The following is a 17,512-nucleotide window of genomic DNA, read 5'->3' on the forward strand; positions in this document are numbered from 1 at the left end:
CGAAGCATGGCTTGTCGGCTGGCGATGCTGCGCCGCGTCAGTGACGCGACGCTTCCCGTCGATGCGTCAGCCCGTGACGGCGCCCTTGTTGGCCGGTTTCGCGAGCGCCGCGAACTTGGCCAGCACGCCGCGCGTGTAGCGCGGCGCGGGCTGCTTCCATGCGGCGCGGCGGCGCTGCAGTTCGCCGTCGTCGACGTTCAACTGCAACAGCAGCTTGTGTGCGTCGATCGTGATCGAATCGCCTTCCTGAACGAGCGCGATCGTGCCGCCGACGAATGCTTCCGGCGCGACGTGTCCCACCACCATGCCCCACGTGCCGCCCGAGAAACGGCCATCCGTGATGAGGCCGACCGACTCGCCCAGTCCCTTGCCGATGATCGCCGATGTCGGCGCGAGCATTTCCGGCATGCCGGGGCCGCCTTGCGGGCCGAGATAGCGCAGCACGACCACGTCGCCCGCCTTGATCTTGTCGGCGAGGATGGCTTCCATCGCGCTTTGCTCGTCGTCGAATACGCGCGCCGGCCCTGTGATGACGGGGTTCTTCAGCCCGGTGATCTTCGCGACCGCGCCGTCTTCCGCGAGATTGCCCTTGAGAATGGCCAGATGGCCTTCGCTGTAGAGCGCCTGGTCGATCGGATAGATCACCTTCTGGTCCGCGCGCGGCTTGGCCGGCACGTCCTTCAGTTCTTCGGCGATCGTCTTGCCCGTGATCGTCATGCAGTCGCCGTGCAGCATGCCCGCATCGAGCAGCAGCTTGAGTACCTGCGGGATGCCGCCGGCCTTGTGCAGATCGGTGGCGACGTACTTGCCCGACGGCTTCAGATCGCAGATGACGGGCACCTTCTTGCGCATGCGCTCGAAGTCTTCGATGCTCCATTCCACTTCCGCCGCGTGCGCGATGGCCAGATAGTGCAGCACGGCGTTGGTCGAGCCGCCCGTCGCCATGATCAGCGCGACGGCGTTTTCGATCGATTTCTTCGTGATGATGTCGCGCGGCTTGAGATCCTGCTTGACGGCTTCGACCAGCACGCGCGCCGACTCGGCCGCCGAATCGACTTTCTCCTGATCCGGGTTCGCCATGGTCGACGAATACATCAGCGACATGCCGAGCGCTTCGAATGACGAACTCATCGTGTTGGCCGTATACATGCCGCCGCACGAGCCCGTGGTCGGGCAGGCGTTCTGCTCGACCCCTTCGAAATCTTCCTGCGACATGCGGCCCGCGGTGAACTCGCCCACTGCCTCGAAGGACGACACGATGGTCAGGTCGGTGCCTTTCCAGTTGCCCGGCTTGATGGTGCCGCCGTACACGTAAATACCCGGCACGTTCATCCGCGCGAGGCCGATCATGCCGCCCGGCATGTTCTTGTCGCAGCCGCCGATCACGACGACGCCGTCCATCCACTGACCCTGCACACAGGTCTCGATGCAGTCGGCGATCACTTCGCGTGACACGAGCGAGTACTTCATGCCTTCCGTGCCCATCGACATGCCGTCCGAAATGGTCGGCGTGCCGAACGTCTGCGGATTCGCGTCGCTGCGCTTGACGGCTTCGACGGCGGCGTCGGCGAGGCGTTGCAGGCCCGCGTTGCACGGCGTGATGGTCGAGTGGCCGTTGGCGACGCCGATCATCGGCTTGTCGAAGTCTGCCTTCTGGTAGCCGAGCGCGTAATACATCGAGCGGTTCGGCGAACGCGCGACGCCTTGCGTGATGTTCTTCGAACGACGGTTGTACGGCATGGGGAGCTCCATCCAGTTGTTTTGTGATGCGCCGCCGTGCTCGCGGTCCGCGTGCGGCGCAACGGCCTCACGCGGGTTCCGGCGCAGTTCTCTAGTCTAGTTCGGGCGGCGCGTTGGACAAGAATGGAGTGCGGGGAAAAGAATGTCCAATATATTATTCATGGGTGATTAGGTCGTAAAATGTATCAATGAGCCTGCCATCGATGCCTGACCTGCGCCAGCTGCGCTACTTCGTGACCGTCGCCGAAGAGAAGCACTTCGGACGCGCGGCGGCGCGGCTATCGATGACGCAGCCGCCGCTGTCGCAGGCGATCCGTGCGCTCGAAGACACGCTCGGCGTCGAGTTGTTCGCGCGCACGAAGCGCTCGGTCGAGCTGACGCCCGTCGGCGCGGACCTGTTGCCCGAGGTGAGGCGTTTGCTCGCGGGCGCGGAAGGGTTGCGGCCGTTCGCGCAGAGTCTGGCTCGCGGCGAGGCGGGCGTGTTGTCGCTGGCGTTCGTGTCGACGGCGGACTACGGGCTGCTGCCGCCGCTGTTACGCGAATTCGGCACGCGTTATTCGCGCGTGCGGCTCGAACTGCTCGAAGCGACCAGCGACGTGCAGATCGACGAACTGGTCGCGGGCCGCATCGACGCGGGCCTCGTGATCGGGCCGCTGCCGCCGCGCTATGCATCGCAACTGTCGTGGCTGCCGCTCGCGCGCGAGCCGCTGGTGATCGCGATGTCGACGGAGATGGCGGCGCGCATCGAGGGCGCTGACGAGGGTGCTGCCGAATGGCGTGATGAACCGTTGAGCCTCGCGCAAGCGGGCGATGTGCCCCTCGTGGTCTTCCCAAGGCGTCTGGCCCCAGGCTTTTATGACATCATTATGGATTGCTACGGCGCGGCCGGTCTCACGCCGCGGGTCGGCCAGGAAGCGATCCAGATGCAGACGATCGTGAGTCTCGTGTCGGCGGGCATGGGCGTCGCACTGGTGCCGCAATCGCTGCGTAACCTGCGGCGCACGGGTGTCGTGTATCGTCCGTTGCGCGAGGCGGTGCCTGCCGTGGTCACGGGGCTCGTGTGGCGCGCGGCGGAAGCGAGTCCCGTGCTGGCCGGTTTCATCGACATCGTGCGTGCGCATGCCGATGTGCTCGCCGTCTAGCGAACGCTTTGCTGTTGCATGCGTCCAATGCGCTTGAGTCTCAGATTTCCCGAACCCCTATAACGATACGATGCACATCCACCCGAATTTCGATCCCGTCGCCATCCATCTGGGGCCGCTCGCCGTCCGCTGGTACGGCCTGATGTATCTGGTCGCCTTTGTCATGGCGATCGTCGTGGGCCGGCTGCGGCTGCGTCTGCCGCACGTCGCCGCGCAAGGCTGGACGCCGAAGGACATCGACGACATGCTGTTTTACGGCGTGCTCGGCACGATCCTCGGCGGGCGCCTGGGCTACGTGCTGTTCTACAAGGCGAGTTGGTACTTCGCGCATCCTCTCGATGTCTTCAAGGTCTGGGAAGGCGGCATGTCGTTTCACGGCGGCTTTCTCGGCGTGACGCTCGCGATGATTCTGTTTGCATGGCAGCGCAAGCGCACGTGGCTGCAGGTGACGGACTTCGTCGCACCGATGGTGCCGACGGGTCTTGCGGCGGGGCGCCTCGGCAACTTCATCAATGGCGAGTTGTGGGGGCGTGTGACTTCGCCCGATGCGCCGTGGGCGATGCTGTTCCCGGGCGCCGCGAACGAAGACGCGGGCTGGCTTGCTGCGCATCCGGCGCAGGCTGCGCAATGGCATCTCGCCGATGTATTCGCGCAATATCACATGTTGCCGCGACATCCGTCGCAGTTGTATGAGATCGCACTCGAAGGTGTCGTGCTGTTTCTTGTGCTGTGGTTCTTTTCGCGGAAGCCGCGGCCTGTAGGTGCTGCATCGGCCGTGTTTCTGATTGGGTATGGGCTTGCGCGGTTTACCGTCGAGTTCGCTCGGGAGCCGGATGATTTTCTTGGGTTGCTGGCGCTTGGGTTGTCGATGGGGCAATGGCTTTCGCTGCCGATGATCATCGGCGGTGTCGTTATGTTGTTGTGGGCGTATCGGAGGAATGGGCGCTCGGCCGCGCAGGTTGCCGGTGTTTAGTTTGTCTGCGACGCTAGTCGCTCTGTTTAGGTTTTTTTTGAGGCTGGCGTCCGCGTGATGCCTCTGGTTCGCTAGTGTTGCCCCTGTGCGGGGCGGCACTTACTTTCTTTGCCGCCGCAAAGAAAGTAAGCAAAGAAAGCGGGCTCACACCGCCAATCCTTGTTGTTGCCTGCGGGCCCCCAACTGTTCTTACGCTTCACGCGGCAACGTGCTCGCTTGCGCCCGTTGCCAGCGTGCTAACTGGACGCATCACGCGCTTCACATTCCCGCGTCACGGCCTGCCTTACCAAGCGTTCACCGCCGCCCAGGTGGCAAACTGTGTGTAGGCTGTCGCACCGTATGCGTTCGCGTTCCTACGACACCGATCCCGTTTTTTCGTCCGGAGTGGTGCATCTACGTCGCGATGGCCTACACATAGTTTGCCACCTGGGCGGCGCAGATGAATCGCTGCCGCTGGCTGCACTGTGGGTGATTGGAGAGGGTGATGCGCCTGTTCAAGGCGCTGGCAACGGGCGCAAAACGATGGGTTGCCGTGTGGAGTGCGGGACCGGTTGGGGGCCCGCAGGCAAGTACAAAAGCTGGCGGTGTGAGCGGCTTTCTTTTGCCTACTTTTCTTTGCCGCTGCAAAGAAAAGTAGGTGCCGCCCCGCACAGGGGCAACGCATGAAGTACGAAGGCACAACGCGGATGCCAGCAAAAAAACCCCAAAACGGCGACTAGCGTCGCAGACATAAAAACATCACTTCATCTGCACGGACCCAGACACGTTAACGGTCACAGTCGAAGTCCCACCCTCGACAGGCACAGGAGCAGCGGCCTTAGCGCTCACATCCGACCGCATGCTCATCATCATCACGGGCCGCGGCGGTACGCCGCCGCTATGCCCGACGCTCACTTCGCGGATCGTATAGCCGCTGTAGCCAAACGCCTGCGCCGACGCCGTCGCCTGCTGTTTGAAGGAAGCGATTGCCTGACCCGTCAGCTTCTGCTCGGCAGCACGCTGCGCCTCCGGCGACAAAGAGAACTGCACATTGCCAACCTGCATGATCGAAGCAATCTGTCCCGCGAGCTTCGACGCCGCCGCGAAGTCGTGCGACTCCAGCACGATCTCCGTGCGGCCGCGCCACGCGGAAATGCGTCCATCGCGATCCGTCGACGGATAGATCGAGAACGACCCCGTGCGCGCCGTCACGCCGCTCACGCCCTTGGCCTTTTGCAACGCCTGGTCGGCATGCTGGTTCAGCGTGCCCGTCAACGACGACGGATCGCTCGCTTCCTGTTCGTAGAACAGCGTGATGTCGACGACGTCCTGCGGCACTTCGGCGCTAGCCTGCGCGTTCAGCGACAGCACACCGGCCGGCTGATACTGCTGCACAACGGTTTGCGCATTGGCCGCAGCGGCCGTGAGCGCGAGTGCGAGCGGCGCCGCGAGCGTCCACACGAGCGCGGATTTTTTCGTCATTGTTCGACTCCTTCGTTGAGCAGGTTGTGCGTGCATGCATCGGCGCATACGTTTGCCGCCGGGTTCGCTCGGCGCGAGTGGCATGACGCTTGCGAGGCGATTAGGCGCCTGAAAGGGTCGTCTGGTTCCCCGAGTCTCTCTTCAAATCTCGCTCGAAACTAATTGTCATGCGCCGAGCGAAAACGCTCATCGCGCATTCATGCTGCGCGCTTCGCGAGCCGCTTCGTGATGAACGCCCATTCGGCTTCCGTGACGGGCGTGATCGACAGACGGTTGCCCTTCGCGAGCACGCGCATGTCGGCGAGTTCGGGATGCTCGCGCAACTCGGCCAGCGGGATCAGCGCGATCTTCTTCTGGAACACGACGTCGACGAGCGTCCAGCGCGGCGTTTCCCGGTTCGATTTCTCGTCGTAGTACGGGCTCTTCGGATCGAACTGGGTCGGGTCGGGGTAGGGCGTGGACGACACCTCGGCGATGCCCGCGATGCCCGGCTCCGGGCAGCTCGAGTGATAGAACAGCACGCCGTCGCCGACCTTCATGATGTCGCGCATGAAGTTGCGCGCCTGATAGTTGCGCACGCCCGTCCACGGCAGCGTGCGCTGCGGCGCGTTCGCGAGATCGTCGATGCTTGCTTCGTCCGGTTCGGACTTCATCAGCCAGTAGCGCATGAGTCGATTGAACGTGAGGGAGAGGAAAGTGATCGGGGAACAGTCAACTGCTTGTCACACGGCGCACGACGCTTGCATGAAGCGCAGGCGAACGGACAAAGAAAAACGGCATCGGACGTGGTCCGATGCCGTTCGTATAGGTCCCCGCCTTAGCCGCTAGGTCGGCATCCTGAACCTGAGGTTCAGAATTGGTCGCAGTTAGCAGCACTTCGGGTACATCAGACTGAGTGACGCGCACGCCCGTGCTACAAATTTCCGCAACCGTGCATATAGCATTGGTTCAAGGAATATATGACCTTGGCGAACCAGGCAGGGAAGCTGAAAAACGTTTGCTCTACAACATGGGCCCGACTGCCAACCAATCAAGCCCGTCAGAATTCTATTTACTGCACGCTGTACTGTTGAATCACAGTGCCCAGCTGCTCATTCATCTGGTGCATTGTACGCCGGATTTCTTCGGCGGGAAATGATTCTCCATGTCGCACGCTGGCTTGCAGCCTAAGCAGTTCCGATGCCAGCGACAACGCCGCCATCACTGCGATACGGTCCTGACCGCGCACGTTGCTGTTGGCGCGGATCCGGTTCATCTCGGCGTCGACACGTGCCACCGCTTCGAGCAGCGCCGCTTCCGTTTCCGGCGAGCAGGCGAGACGATACGGCTGGCCAAGGATCGACACTTCGATCTGCTTCGTGGTCATACGTTTTCTCCGTGGCGGGTCGCGTCGTTGTTCGCGTCGTGATTGGCCTGCGCCTGCTGTTCGGGTGCAAGGAGATCGAGTTGATTGTCGGCTTCGTGAGCGCGAGCGCGCGGCAGTTTCTCGAGGATGGCGTTGAGGCGCACCTGGGCGTCGTCGATTTTCGCGGACAGCGCATCGCGCTCCGCCTGCAATGCGTTGCGTTCTTCGCGGGTCTGTTCGAGTTCTACGCGGGTGGCTTCGCACTCGGCTCGCGCCTGGGCGAGCTGTTCTTCGAGCGCGATGCGCGCTTCGTTATAGCGCTGGCTGATCTCGATCAGCCGGCCGATGTTCTGTGACAGTGTTTCGAGTTCGGTGAGCATGTGCTGCGTCCTCTAAAGACATGGCATTCTAGCGCGGAATGTCGCACGCTCGGACATTTGTCTCGTTTCGAGACGTAACAGTAGCGCTTTAACGCGGCATTATCCAGTGCGTTGCCCGGATGCGGGATCACGATCCACGCATTTTTACCCTTTAAAAAGGGGCTTTTTTAACAGACGTCCGTCGGGATGCGGATGATGAATCCCGTTTCTTGACGCGTCTACTCGCCACTTCTACACTTGCGGCACTTTGGTGCCCGCACGCGGTATCGCACCGCGCGCAGTTAAACGGGAAGCAGGGAGCGAAGTCCGCCCGGACGAGCCAACCTGCGCTGTCCTCGCAACGGTACAACGATGCAAGTCGATCCATGCACGTGTCGAGCCGCCCATCGGCCGATACCGTGCGACACACGCCACTGCGCATGATGCGCGGGAAGGCGGATCGGCCAGTCGTCAGCCCGGATACCGGCCAGAGCCGGGAAGCATGGCGCTTCCCGAACAGGCATCGGCCCACGAGGAGCGGGCCGCGCACAGGCCCACAGGATTCTTTCGATGCTGACCCCGCTGTTCGTTCATCCGGCGTATTCGCGTCCGGTGTTTTCGCGCCCGCATGCGCCGCGCCTGCCCGTCGCGCCGCTCGCCGCGCTCGCCATCCTGGCCTATGCGTGCGTGCCGCTCGCTGCGCACGCGCAAACTGACGACACCGCGAACCCATCCGCCACATCTACGGATCGATCGGACAACGCGTCGAATCGTCCGCGGACGGCCGCGTCCTCTTCGCAGGATACGGCGACGCTGTCGCCCATCGTCGTGACGGCGGACCGCGGCGCGCAGCGTCTTGCCGACGCGATTCCGCAGACCACGCTGTTCGACGCGCAGGACATCGCGGACACGACTGCACGCGATTTGCCAGGCCTGCTGCAGTTCGCGCCCGGCGCACAGATCGTGCGCAACGGCGGTCCCGGCTCGACGTCGAGTCTCTTTCTGCGCGGCGCATCGGCAACGCAGTCGCTGGTGCTGATCGACGGCGTGCGGGTCGATTCGGTAAGTCAGGGGGCCGCGCAGCTCGAGCAGATTCCGCTCGACCAGATCGATCATGTCGAAGTCGTGAACGGCAATGTCTCGGCGTTATACGGGTCGGGTGCGATTGGCGGCGTCGTGCAGGTGTTCACGAAGGACGGCGGCAATCATCCGCCGCGTTTTCATTTCGAGGTCGAGTACGGCAGCTATCGCACGCAGCGTCAGGCGGCGGGTGTCGACGGCGCGCTCGACAAAGACGGCAGAACGACCTTCAGCGTTACGTTCGCGCGCGCGAAGACAGATGGCTTCTCGTCGATCGATCCGGCGCTCGCGCCAGTCAATCCGAACGCGAACGGCTACTTCAACGAGAGCGTGAGCGCGTCGCTGCGTCACAAGCTCAACGACAGATGGGACATTGGCTTGCGCTACTTCCAGTCGAACGGCAACGACAGCTTCGACAATCCGTTCAGTCTGCCCACCGATCTCAACAACTTGCACAGCAAGGTTCAGACCGCGTCGGCCTTCGCGAACGGCAAGCTCGCCGACTGGTGGACCACGCACGTCGTCGTCGCGACGGGCAACGATCGCAGCAACACGTCGCTCAATGGCGACTACCTTTACCGCTACGATTCGGACAACCGGCAATACACGTGGCAGAACGATTTCACATTGGCGCGCAACCAGAAGCTGCAACTCGGCTATGAGCATCTCGACCAGACGCTCGATTCCAACCAGTACAGCGCGCCCGACCGTCACGTGAACTCTGCTTTCGGGGGCTACACGGCACGCTTCGGCAACAGCCAGATCCAGGCGAATCTGCGGCGCGACCAGTACTCGGATTTCGGCGGCGCCAACAGTTACTATCTCGGCTATGGCTACGATTTCGACGAACACTGGAAGGCGACTGCAAGCTGGTCGGATGCGTTTCGCGCGCCGAGCTTCAACGACCTGTACTACCCGTATAGCGGCAATCCGCTGATCCAGCCGGAGCGCAGTCATTCCGTCGAAGCGGCGCTGCAATACGCATCGGATGCGCTCGGCCTGATGAAGCTAACCGCGTTCCAGACGCGCTATACGAACCTGATCGACTATGTGCAGACGACGCCCGGCATCTATGTCGCGGAGAACGTGGGGCATGCGAAGGTGCAGGGCATCGAGGGATCGTGGGCGGGCCATGTCGGCAAGACGGACGTGCGCGCGGCCGTGACGTTTCAGAATCCCGTCGACGAAGACACGCACACGGAGCTGAACCGGCGCGCGCGTCATTTCGCGTCGTTCTCAGCGAATCGCAACATCGGCGGCTGGCGTGTGGGCGGCGAGTGGATCGTGAGCGGCGAGCGCGACGACAGCGGCACGCCGCTCGGCGGATACGGCGTCGTGAACCTGTCCGCGCGCTACAACATCACGAAGGCCTGGTACGTGGCCGCGCAAATCCAGAATCTCTTCGACAAGGACTATGAACTCGCCTACACGTACAACACGCCGCGACGCGGCGCGTACCTCACGCTGGGCTGGCAGCAGCCGTAGCAGGCGATGAACGGGGTCGTGCAACATCAACGGATGCGGCCCGCGCGCGGCATGAGCGCGAAGCGCGCACTGGCCATCTGGGCCGCCCTCGCGTTTGCTGCGCTCGCCGTGTTCGTCGCATCGCTTGCATTGGGCAGCGTGAGCGTTGCGCCGCTGCAGGTGTTCGATGCGCTGCTGCCGTCGCATGACGGATCGTCCGATCTCGCCGTGCAGATCGTGCGCACGCTGCGCCTGCCGCGCGCGCTCGCAGGCTTCGGCTGCGGCGCGCTGCTTGCGCTGGCGGGCGCGTTGCTACAGGTGTTGCTGCGCAATCCGCTTGCGGAGCCGTATGTACTCGGCGTATCGGGCGGCGCGGCGAGTTTCGAGCTCGTCGCGATGATCGCGGGCTGCGCGTGGTGGCTCGTCGATGCATCCGCGTTCGCGGGTGCGTTCGTGTCGATTCTTCTTGTGCTGGGTCTTGCGCGCGGTGCGCTGTGGCGCGGCGAGCCGCAGGATGCATCGCCGCGTCTGTTGCTGACGGGTGCCGTCATCGCGGCCGGGTGGGGCGCCGTCATCACCTTGCTGCTGACGGTCGCACCCGAGAGCCGCTTGCGCGGCATGCTGTTCTGGCTGACGGGCGATCTGAACGGCGGCGGCATGCCGTGGCTCGCGCTCGCGGCGTTGTGTGTGGCGTTGATCGCGATCGTGCCCGTCGCGCCGCAACTGAATGTGCTGCTGCGCGGCGACGCCGCGGCGCAGGCGCTCGGCGTGCAGGTGACGCGCACGAGGCTGCGTGTCTATCTGGTCGCGTCGCTCGCGGCGGCGGCGGCCGTGACGACGGGCGGCACGATCGGCTTCGTCGGACTGGTGGTGCCGCACATGCTGCGCCTCGCGTTCGGCAACGATCAACGGATGCTGCTGCCTGCGGCGGCGCTCGGTGGCGGCGTCGCGGTGATGGGCGCCGATCTGGTTGCGCGCACCGTGATCGCGCCGGCGCAGTTGCCCGTCGGCGTGATCACCGCGCTGATCGGCGTGCCTGTGTTCCTGTGGATGCTGCTGCGTCGGAGGCACGCATGACCGCCCGTGCCTCCAACGGCATCACGCTGCATGCCGATCAACTCACGCTGCGCGCAGGCTTGCGCACGTTGCTCGACGACTTCACGCATACGTTCTACCCAGGCGAAGTCTGGTGCATCGCGGGGCCGAACGGTGCGGGCAAGACGACGTTCATCTCGACGCTAGCCGGTCTGTTGCGCCCAGCCAAAGGGCACATCGAACTCGACGGACGGCGCGTGAACGAATGGCCGCTTGCGCGTCTCGCGCAGCGCCGCGCATTGATGCCGCAAGCGTCGCACGATGCCTTCAGCGCGAGCGTGCTCGACATCGTGCTGCTGAACCGCTTTCCGCATCTGGCCGGCTGGGGCTGGGAGCGCGACGAAGACCGCAGGGCCGCGCACGCGGCGCTCGACACGCTCGGTCTCGCGGATTTCGCGTCGCGCGACGTGCTGTCGCTGTCGGGCGGCGAGCGGCAGCGCGTCGCGCTCGCGGCCGTGCTGTGCCAGGACGCGCCGCTGCTGTTGCTCGACGAGCCGCTTGCGCATCTGGATCTGCACCATCAGATCGATTGCCTCGAGGCGTTGAATCGATGGACACGCGGCGCCGGGCGTACAGTGATGTTCTCGTGCCACGATCTGAACCTGGCGCGGCGTTTCGCGACGCATGCGCTGCTGCTGGAAGGCAACGGCGTCGCGCATGCGGGACGCGCGCGCGACGTGCTGACGCCCGAACTCGCCAGTCGCGCATTCGGCTATCCGCTCGTGCTGATTCGCGACGGCGACGATGAGGCGCTGATTCCTGCATCGCGCCCGCCGGCTCACCCCTGAACACGCATGAACCGAACCATTCAAGCAGATACCAACATGACCACTTCGCATTCCCTGCCTCACGTCGCGCCGCTCGAACAGTCGCTGCGCGCCGACTTGCAACGCATCATCGATCTGAAGACCAAGCCGCCCGGCAGCCTCGGTCAGCTCGAAACGCTCGCGCGTCAGATGGGCATGATCCAGCGGACGACGCAGCCGTCCGTCACGCGGCCTGCGATGATCGTCTTCGCCGCCGATCACGGCATTGCGAACGCGGGCGTCAGTCCGTATCCGCAAGCGGTGACGGCGCAGATGGTGCTCAACTTTCTGGCGGGCGGCGCGGCGATCAATGCATTCAGCCGCGTCGCGGGCCTCGAACTCGAAGTGGTGAATGCGGGTGTCGCGCATGATTTCGAACCGCACGACAGGCTCGTCGATATTCCTCTGGGTAAGGGCACGCGCAACTTCGCGCAAGCGCCCGCGATGACGCGCGACGAAGCGCTCGCCGCGATGCGTGCGGGCGCCGAACGCGTGCGGCATCACGCTGCGCTCGGCACCAACGTGATCGGCTTCGGCGAGATGGGCATTGCGAACACGTCGTCGGCGGCATGCCTGATGAGCCGGCTGTGCAGCGTGCCCATCGACGATTGCGTCGGGCGCGGCACGGGGCTCGATAACGCGGGCCTCGTGAAGAAGCGCAACGTGCTGGCGGCGGCGCTCGCCCATCACCCGGCGTCGGACGATCCGCTCGATGTGCTCGCAACCTTCGGCGGCTTCGAGATCGCCATGATGGCGGGCGCGTATCTCGCGGCGGCGGAGGCGCGCATGACGATCGTCGTCGACGGTTTCATCGCGACTTCCGCGCTGCTGGTCGCCGATGCGTTCGCGCCCGCCGTGCGCGACTACTGCGTGTTTGCGCATGCATCGCACGAGGCGGGGCATCGGCGCATGCTCGATTATTTCGGCGCGGTGCCGCTGCTCGCACTCGATCTGCGTCTCGGCGAAGGCACGGGCGCGGCGCTTGCTATGCCGCTGCTGCGCGCGGCTGTCGCGTTCGTCAACGAGATGGCGAGCTTCGAGTCGGCAGGCGTCGCGCAACGCGATGCATGATGCTTCGCGTGCACATCAAAACAGACGTTTGACCGTGATAGAACAGCGTTGACAACAGACAGTGAATCGACGGCGATGAGTAGATCACGATGAATGAGCTGCGTTATTTCTTCACGGCGCTCGGTTACTTCACGCGCGTGCCCGTGCCGCGCTGGGTCGGCTACGAGCCGCATTATCTGAACGCGGCGGCGCGTTACTTCCCACTGGTCGGCGCGCTGGTCGGCGCAGCAGGCGCGATCGTATACATGGCGGCCTTGCGCATCTTTCCGGCGGGCGTCGCCGTACTGCTGTCGATGGCGACGACGCTGCTGATCACGGGTGCATTCCACGAAGACGGGCTGGCCGATTGCGTCGATGCATTCGGCGGAGCCTATACGCGCGACGATGCGCTGCGCATCATGCACGACTCGCGCATCGGTGCATTCGGCGCGATTGCGCTGCTTGTCGCGCTCGCGCTGAAGTGGCAAACGCTCGCTGCGTTGCCGCCGCTGCGCGCGGCATGGCTGATGATCGCGGCGCATGCCGCGAGCCGCGCATGCGCAATCAGCTATCTGGTCACGCTCGACTACGTGCGCGCGGAAGGCAAGGCCAAGCCCGTTGCACAACGCATGTCACGCAATGCGTTCGGCTGCGCTATCTTTCTGGGTATGCCGTGGCTTTTCTGGCCGCAGTGGCGCGCCGGCTGCGTCACGCTGCTCGTGCTGATCGCGTTGCGCTTCATGCTGGGCCGCTATTTCGTCAGACGCATCGGCGGCTATACGGGTGACTGTCTGGGTTTTGCGCAGCAGATTTTCGAACTGGCCATCTATCTGGTGGGACTCGCATGGATATCGTTCTGATCCGTCACCCGGCCGTCTCCGTCGATGCAGGCGTGTGCTATGGGCAAAGCGACGTGGCGCTTACGGACGCGCCAGAAACGTCGGCGGCCGCGCTCGCTGTGCGTCTCGCGACCTTGCAGGTGCCCGCGCCGCGCGTGCTGCTGTCGAGTCCACTCACACGCTGTGCGACGGTCGCGGCTGCGCTCGCGGCGAACTTCGGTTGCGCCTACAGCACCGACGACAGTCTGAAGGAAATGGACTTCGGCACGTGGGAACTGCAACGTTGGGACGATATCGATCGCGCGTTGCTCGATGCATGGGCCGAAGATTTCACAGGCGCTCGCTCGCATGGCGGCGAAAGCGTCGAGCAGTTCATGACGCGCGTGCGCGCCTGGTTCGACGCGTTCCAGCAAACGCGCGAACTGACGCCTGCCTACGTCGTCACGCATGCGGGCGTGATGCGGTTGATCGCGGCGACGGTACTCGGACTGCCTGTCGAGCGATGTCTGAAGTGGTCGATCGATATGGCGGGTTGCGTCTGGTTGCGACGCGACGACACCAGCCAGGAGTGGTCGGTCGTCCGCTGGAACGCGTGATGTCCTAGTGGCCTGCGCGGCGTGCGCGCGCTGTGTCGAGGTCCGCGCACAGTTGCGCCGCGCCTTGCGCGATACGCGGTGCAGGGCGATTGATCAGATCGCCGTCGATCGCGAACAGGTTGTTGCGCGCCACGGCCGTCATCGCGGGCCACGCCATCCATTTATCGAGCGACGGCAACGGGCGGCCGGGTTGCGTGGCGCCGGGCGCGGCCGTGACGATGGCTTCGGGATTGGTGGCCAGCACCGCTTCAGTCGAGACCGTCGGCACCAGCGGTTCGAGCTTTGCGAACACATTGCGGCCGCCGCACAGCGCGATCACATCGCTGATCATGTGTTCGCCGTTGAGCGTCATCAGCGGCTCGTCCCACACCTGATAGAACACGCTCACCAAGGGCTGCTTCGCGTAGCGTTCGCGCAGCCCCGCAATCTGCTGGCGAAAGTCGCGTGCCGCTGCATCGGCGGAAGGAGACGTGCCGAGCAGCACGCCGAGTTTCGTCAACGACGCGGCGATATCGTCGAGACGATGCGGCTCGCTGAAGTAGAGGGGGATGTGCAGCTCGCGCAGGCGGTCGGTTTGCCGCTGCGCATTGCCATGCCGCCACACGACGATCAGATCGGGCTTCAACGCGACGATGCGTTCGAGATCGAGCGCCTTGTTGTCGCCGACGCGCGGCACCTGTTTCGCCTCGGGCGGATAGTCGCTGTACGTGACCGCGCCGACGAGCTTCGCACCGCCGCCGGCCGCATAGATCATTTCCGTCACGTGCGGCGCGAGGCTGATCACGCGTTGAGCGGGCTGCGCGAGCGTGACCTGCGCGCCCGTGTCGTCGACGGCGGTGACGGCCGCGTGCGCATGCAAGGTGAGGGCGAGGGCGCATGCCGTGGCGAGCGCGCGAAGCGATGGGCAGCGTTGCATTATTTCTGGAGCATCGTCATCGCGTGATGCAGCGCGGCCTCGAAGCGGGTCCACTCGCCGTCGGTTGCGGGCAGGCCGAAACGCACGCTCGCGGGACTGGCGAAGAAGCGCGTCCAGACGCCTTGCGTGGCGAGCGCGTGATGCAAATGCGCAGCGCGTGGGTCGGCGATCCATGCGAACAGCGGCGTCGAATGCGCCGTGAAGCGATGGGCGTGCAGAAGCGCGACGAGCCGCGCGCCGTCGCTCACGAGTTGCGCGCGCATGGCTGCTTGCCACGCCGGGTCGGCGAAGGCTGCGCTGACGGCATGACGGGCAGGCCCGCTGACGGTCCACGCACCCAGCGTTTCATCGAGCGATTGGAGTAGTCGCGGACACGCCAGCACGAAGCCGGCACGCACGCCGGCGAGACCGAAGAACTTGCCCGGCGAGCGCAGCACGACGAGGCCTTCGCGATGTGTGTGCGCAGCGATCGATTGAGACGGCAGCACGTCGGCGAACGCTTCGTCGACGATCAACGTGCCGCCGCGCGCGCTGAGCGTCGCATGCCATTGCAGCAGTGTCGAAGCGCTCAGATGTTCGGCTGTCGGATTGTTCGGATTGACGACCACGACATGCATGATCTCGTCGGGCAACAACGCGCACGTGACGTCGAGCGTCGTCACGCGATGTCCCGCGCGCGCGAACGCAGGCGCGTATTCGCCATACGTCAGCGGCGCGATGCCGACCGTGCCGCGCGGGAGCAGCAGCGGCAGCGCGCGGATTGCCGCCTGGCTTCCCGCGACGGGCAGCACATGCGATGCATCCGGCGCGCCGTAGTAGCGCGCTGCGCGTTCCGCGAAACCATCGCCGTTGTCGGGCAGACGACGCCATGCATCGGCGGGAACGGGCGGCACCGGGTAGCCGTGCGGATTGATGCCCGTCGACAGATCGAGCCACGCATCGTAAGGAATGCCGTAGCGGCGTGCCGCTTCGTGCAGGTTACCGCCGTGCTGAATGATCGGCGTCATCGGCTAGCTCTGGAACGGCACGCTCAGCAGCGCGAGCGCGATAAACGCGGCGAGCCACAGAATCACGCTCCGCTCGACCAGTATCAATGCCGCCTCGACATGCCGCGCGCTCGCCGTGTGACCTGCGCCGAGCATCGGACGCTGTTCTATCACGCCGTGATAGACGGCGGCGCCGCCGAGCAGCACGTTGAGGCTGCCCGCGCCGGATGCCATCACGGGCCCCGCGTTCGGGCTGTCCCAACGCGGCGCCTGATCGCGCCAGCATTGCAGCGCGGTGCGTGTATCGCCGAGCAGCGCATAGCTGAGCGCCGTCAGGCGTGCAGGCACGTAGTTGAGCGCGTCGTCGAAGCGCGCGGCCGCCCAGCCGAAGCGCAGGTAGCGCGGCGTGCGATAACCCCACATCGCATCGAGCGTATTCGCGAGACGAAAGGCCAGCGCGCCCGGGCCGCCGAAAATCGCGAACCAGAACAGCGCGCCGAAGATCGCATCGTTGCCGTTCTCGAGAGCGGATTCGACGGCGGCACGCGACAGCGCGCCTTCATCGGCATGCGAGGTTTCGCGCGACACGATGCGCGCCGTCAAGATGCGCGCCTGCGCGAGATCGCGCTTCGCGAGCGCACGGCCGATCGGCTCGATGTGATCGTGCAGACTGCGTGCGCCGAGCGCGAAGTAGAGCAGCGCGACGTGCACGGCGCACGCCAACACGAACGGCAGCACGAATACGAGCCATGTCGCGACCAGCACGGGCGGCGCGACGGCGAGCAGCCACGCGAGGATGCCCAGCAGCCGGCCTCGCCGCCCGGTGTTCAGCGCGGCTTCGATTTTTGCCGCCAGCTTGCCGAACCCGACGAGGGGATGCCCGCGTTCCGGCTCGCCGAGCCATCGGTCCACGGCGACGGCTGCCGTGGCGAGTGTCGCGACGAACGGCAGGGACAGCAGCATCATGCGCGGCTCGCCGGTTTGAGTTGCAGCGGGAGGCCCGCCACCATCATCGTGGCCTGCGTACTGATGGCCGCGATGCGTTGATTGAGGCGTCCCAGTTCGTCGACATAAAGGCGCGTCGCTGCGCCCATCGGCACCACGCCGAGACCGATCTCGTTACTGACGACGATGATCTTCGAGCGCGCCTGCGCGAGCGTCGTTTCGAGCGCGGCGAAGCGGTCGAGGTAATCGGCAAGCGGCGGCGAACCATCGGCAGGGCAGAGCAGGTTGGCGAGCCACAGCGTCAGGCAGTCGATCAGGATGCAGTGTTCCGGACGGTCGATCGACGCGATCGCTTGCGGCAGATCGAGCGGCGCTTCGAGCAGAGCCCAATGCGCGGGCCGCCGCTCGCGATGACGTGCGATGCGCGCTGCGAATTCGTCGTCGCCGATTCGTGCGGTTGCGACATAGGTGACGGGCCAGGCGCTCGCGCTCGCGAGTTCTTCGGCATGCAGGCTTTTGCCCGAGCGTGCGCCGCCGAGGACGAAGGTGAGGTCGCGGGAAATCATCGCGTGATTGTACCGGCTGTGCACGCCCGCGCCGCCGCATAGCGCGTGGACTCGGGTGCGATGGGATAATGCGGGCTTCCCCATTTTGCCCTTCGCGCACGTGGCCACTGTGTCCGCTTCACTCAACGCTTCGCCTGATTCCCTGGACG

The 17,512-nt window shown here is 64.7% G+C and carries 17 protein-coding genes, 1 other RNA gene and 1 riboswitch; of the genes, 8 read left to right on the top strand and 10 right to left on the bottom strand.

All coding sequences use genetic code 11. From position 1 onward, the window contains the following. Positions 1 to 66: 66 nt before the first annotated feature. Complete coding sequence (gene ilvD / locus G3N95_RS13630) at positions 67 to 1,740, bottom strand: dihydroxy-acid dehydratase (RefSeq protein WP_205970523.1); 1,674 nt, start codon at positions 1,738 to 1,740, stop codon at positions 67 to 69. Between the two features lie 188 nt (positions 1,741 to 1,928). Between ilvD and G3N95_RS13635 the strand changes: the two genes are divergently transcribed. Both G3N95_RS13635 and lgt read left to right on the top strand, forming a co-directional pair. Then, a complete protein-coding gene (locus G3N95_RS13635) occupies positions 1,929 to 2,882 on the top strand; it encodes a LysR family transcriptional regulator (protein WP_205970525.1) in 954 nt (317 codons plus the stop codon). 70 nt (positions 2,883 to 2,952) lie between these two features. Then, complete coding sequence (gene lgt, locus G3N95_RS13640; protein ID WP_205970526.1) at positions 2,953 to 3,855, top strand: prolipoprotein diacylglyceryl transferase; 903 nt, start codon at positions 2,953 to 2,955, stop codon at positions 3,853 to 3,855. 738 nt (positions 3,856 to 4,593) lie between these two features. Here the strand turns inward: lgt and G3N95_RS13645 are convergent. From G3N95_RS13645 to G3N95_RS13665, 5 genes are all read right to left on the bottom strand, one after another. Further along, entirely contained in the window at positions 4,594 to 5,316 is a 723-nt protein-coding gene (locus G3N95_RS13645) for an SIMPL domain-containing protein (protein WP_205970527.1), read from the bottom strand. A gap of 197 nt (positions 5,317 to 5,513) precedes the next feature. Continuing rightward, entirely contained in the window at positions 5,514 to 5,984 is a 471-nt protein-coding gene (locus G3N95_RS13650) for an EVE domain-containing protein (RefSeq protein WP_205970528.1), read from the bottom strand. Between the two features lie 137 nt (positions 5,985 to 6,121). Next, positions 6,122 to 6,303: non-coding RNA, 6S RNA (ssrS, locus tag G3N95_RS13655), on the bottom strand. Between the two features lie 64 nt (positions 6,304 to 6,367). After that, complete coding sequence (locus G3N95_RS13660; protein ID WP_205970529.1) at positions 6,368 to 6,682, bottom strand: cell division protein ZapA; 315 nt, start codon at positions 6,680 to 6,682, stop codon at positions 6,368 to 6,370. After that, on the bottom strand, positions 6,679 to 7,041 hold the full coding sequence (locus G3N95_RS13665) for an ATPase (RefSeq protein ID WP_205970530.1): 363 nt from the start codon (positions 7,039 to 7,041) through the stop codon (positions 6,679 to 6,681). The genes G3N95_RS13660 and G3N95_RS13665 overlap by 4 nt, the downstream gene beginning before the upstream one ends. A 231-nt stretch (positions 7,042 to 7,272) precedes the next feature. After that, positions 7,273 to 7,527: riboswitch (cobalamin riboswitch) on the top strand. Between the two features lie 63 nt (positions 7,528 to 7,590). Between G3N95_RS13665 and G3N95_RS13670 the strand changes: the two genes are divergently transcribed. The 6 genes from G3N95_RS13670 to cobC all read left to right on the top strand — a co-directional run bounded on the left by G3N95_RS13670 (position 7,591) and on the right by cobC (position 13,950). Further along, positions 7,591 to 9,585 carry a TonB-dependent receptor gene (locus tag G3N95_RS13670; protein WP_241018486.1) on the top strand — a complete coding sequence of 665 codons (1,995 nt, stop codon included), beginning with the start codon at positions 7,591 to 7,593 and terminating at the stop codon, positions 9,583 to 9,585. Positions 9,586 to 9,591: 6 nt separating this feature from the next. Further along, positions 9,592 to 10,641 (top strand): iron ABC transporter permease, encoded by a 1,050-nt coding sequence (locus G3N95_RS13675; protein WP_205970532.1) that lies wholly within the window; start codon positions 9,592 to 9,594, stop codon positions 10,639 to 10,641. Continuing rightward, positions 10,638 to 11,447, top strand: a complete 810-nt coding sequence (locus G3N95_RS13680) for an ABC transporter ATP-binding protein (protein WP_205970533.1) — start codon at positions 10,638 to 10,640, stop codon at positions 11,445 to 11,447. The genes G3N95_RS13675 and G3N95_RS13680 overlap by 4 nt, the downstream gene beginning before the upstream one ends. Positions 11,448 to 11,483: 36 nt before the next feature. Beyond that, positions 11,484 to 12,536 (top strand): nicotinate-nucleotide--dimethylbenzimidazole phosphoribosyltransferase, encoded by a 1,053-nt coding sequence (gene cobT, locus G3N95_RS13685; protein WP_205970535.1) that lies wholly within the window; start codon positions 11,484 to 11,486, stop codon positions 12,534 to 12,536. Positions 12,537 to 12,625: 89 nt separating this feature from the next. Continuing rightward, complete coding sequence (locus tag G3N95_RS13690) at positions 12,626 to 13,375, top strand: adenosylcobinamide-GDP ribazoletransferase (RefSeq protein ID WP_205970536.1); 750 nt, start codon at positions 12,626 to 12,628, stop codon at positions 13,373 to 13,375. Next, the gene (cobC, locus tag G3N95_RS13695; RefSeq protein WP_205970538.1) at positions 13,360 to 13,950 is read left to right on the top strand and encodes an alpha-ribazole phosphatase; all 591 of its coding nucleotides are present in this window, start codon (positions 13,360 to 13,362) and stop codon (positions 13,948 to 13,950) included. Before G3N95_RS13690 ends, cobC begins: the two co-directional genes overlap by 16 nt. 4 nt (positions 13,951 to 13,954) lie before the next feature. Here the strand turns inward: cobC and G3N95_RS13700 are convergent, their stop codons facing one another. The 4 genes from G3N95_RS13700 to cobU are packed head-to-tail and all read right to left on the bottom strand — an operon-like array spanning position 13,955 to position 17,363. Next, positions 13,955 to 14,866 carry a cobalamin-binding protein gene (locus tag G3N95_RS13700; RefSeq protein WP_205970539.1) on the bottom strand — a complete coding sequence of 304 codons (912 nt, stop codon included), beginning with the start codon at positions 14,864 to 14,866 and terminating at the stop codon, positions 13,955 to 13,957. Continuing rightward, positions 14,866 to 15,873, bottom strand: coding sequence for a threonine-phosphate decarboxylase CobD (cobD, locus tag G3N95_RS13705; protein ID WP_205970540.1), 1,008 nt, complete (start codon positions 15,871 to 15,873; stop codon positions 14,866 to 14,868). The genes G3N95_RS13700 and cobD overlap by 1 nt, the downstream gene beginning before the upstream one ends. A 3-nt stretch (positions 15,874 to 15,876) precedes the next feature. Further along, a complete protein-coding gene (gene cbiB / locus G3N95_RS13710) occupies positions 15,877 to 16,818 on the bottom strand; it encodes an adenosylcobinamide-phosphate synthase CbiB (protein ID WP_205970541.1) in 942 nt (313 codons plus the stop codon). Further along, positions 16,815 to 17,363, bottom strand: a complete 549-nt coding sequence (gene cobU, locus G3N95_RS13715) for a bifunctional adenosylcobinamide kinase/adenosylcobinamide-phosphate guanylyltransferase (protein WP_205970542.1) — start codon at positions 17,361 to 17,363, stop codon at positions 16,815 to 16,817. Before cobU ends, cbiB begins: the two co-directional genes overlap by 4 nt. Between the last annotated feature and the right edge of the window lie 149 nt (positions 17,364 to 17,512).

This window comes from Paraburkholderia sp. Tr-20389 (genome assembly GCF_017104565.1).
GTDB lineage: Bacteria > Pseudomonadota > Gammaproteobacteria > Burkholderiales > Burkholderiaceae > Paraburkholderia.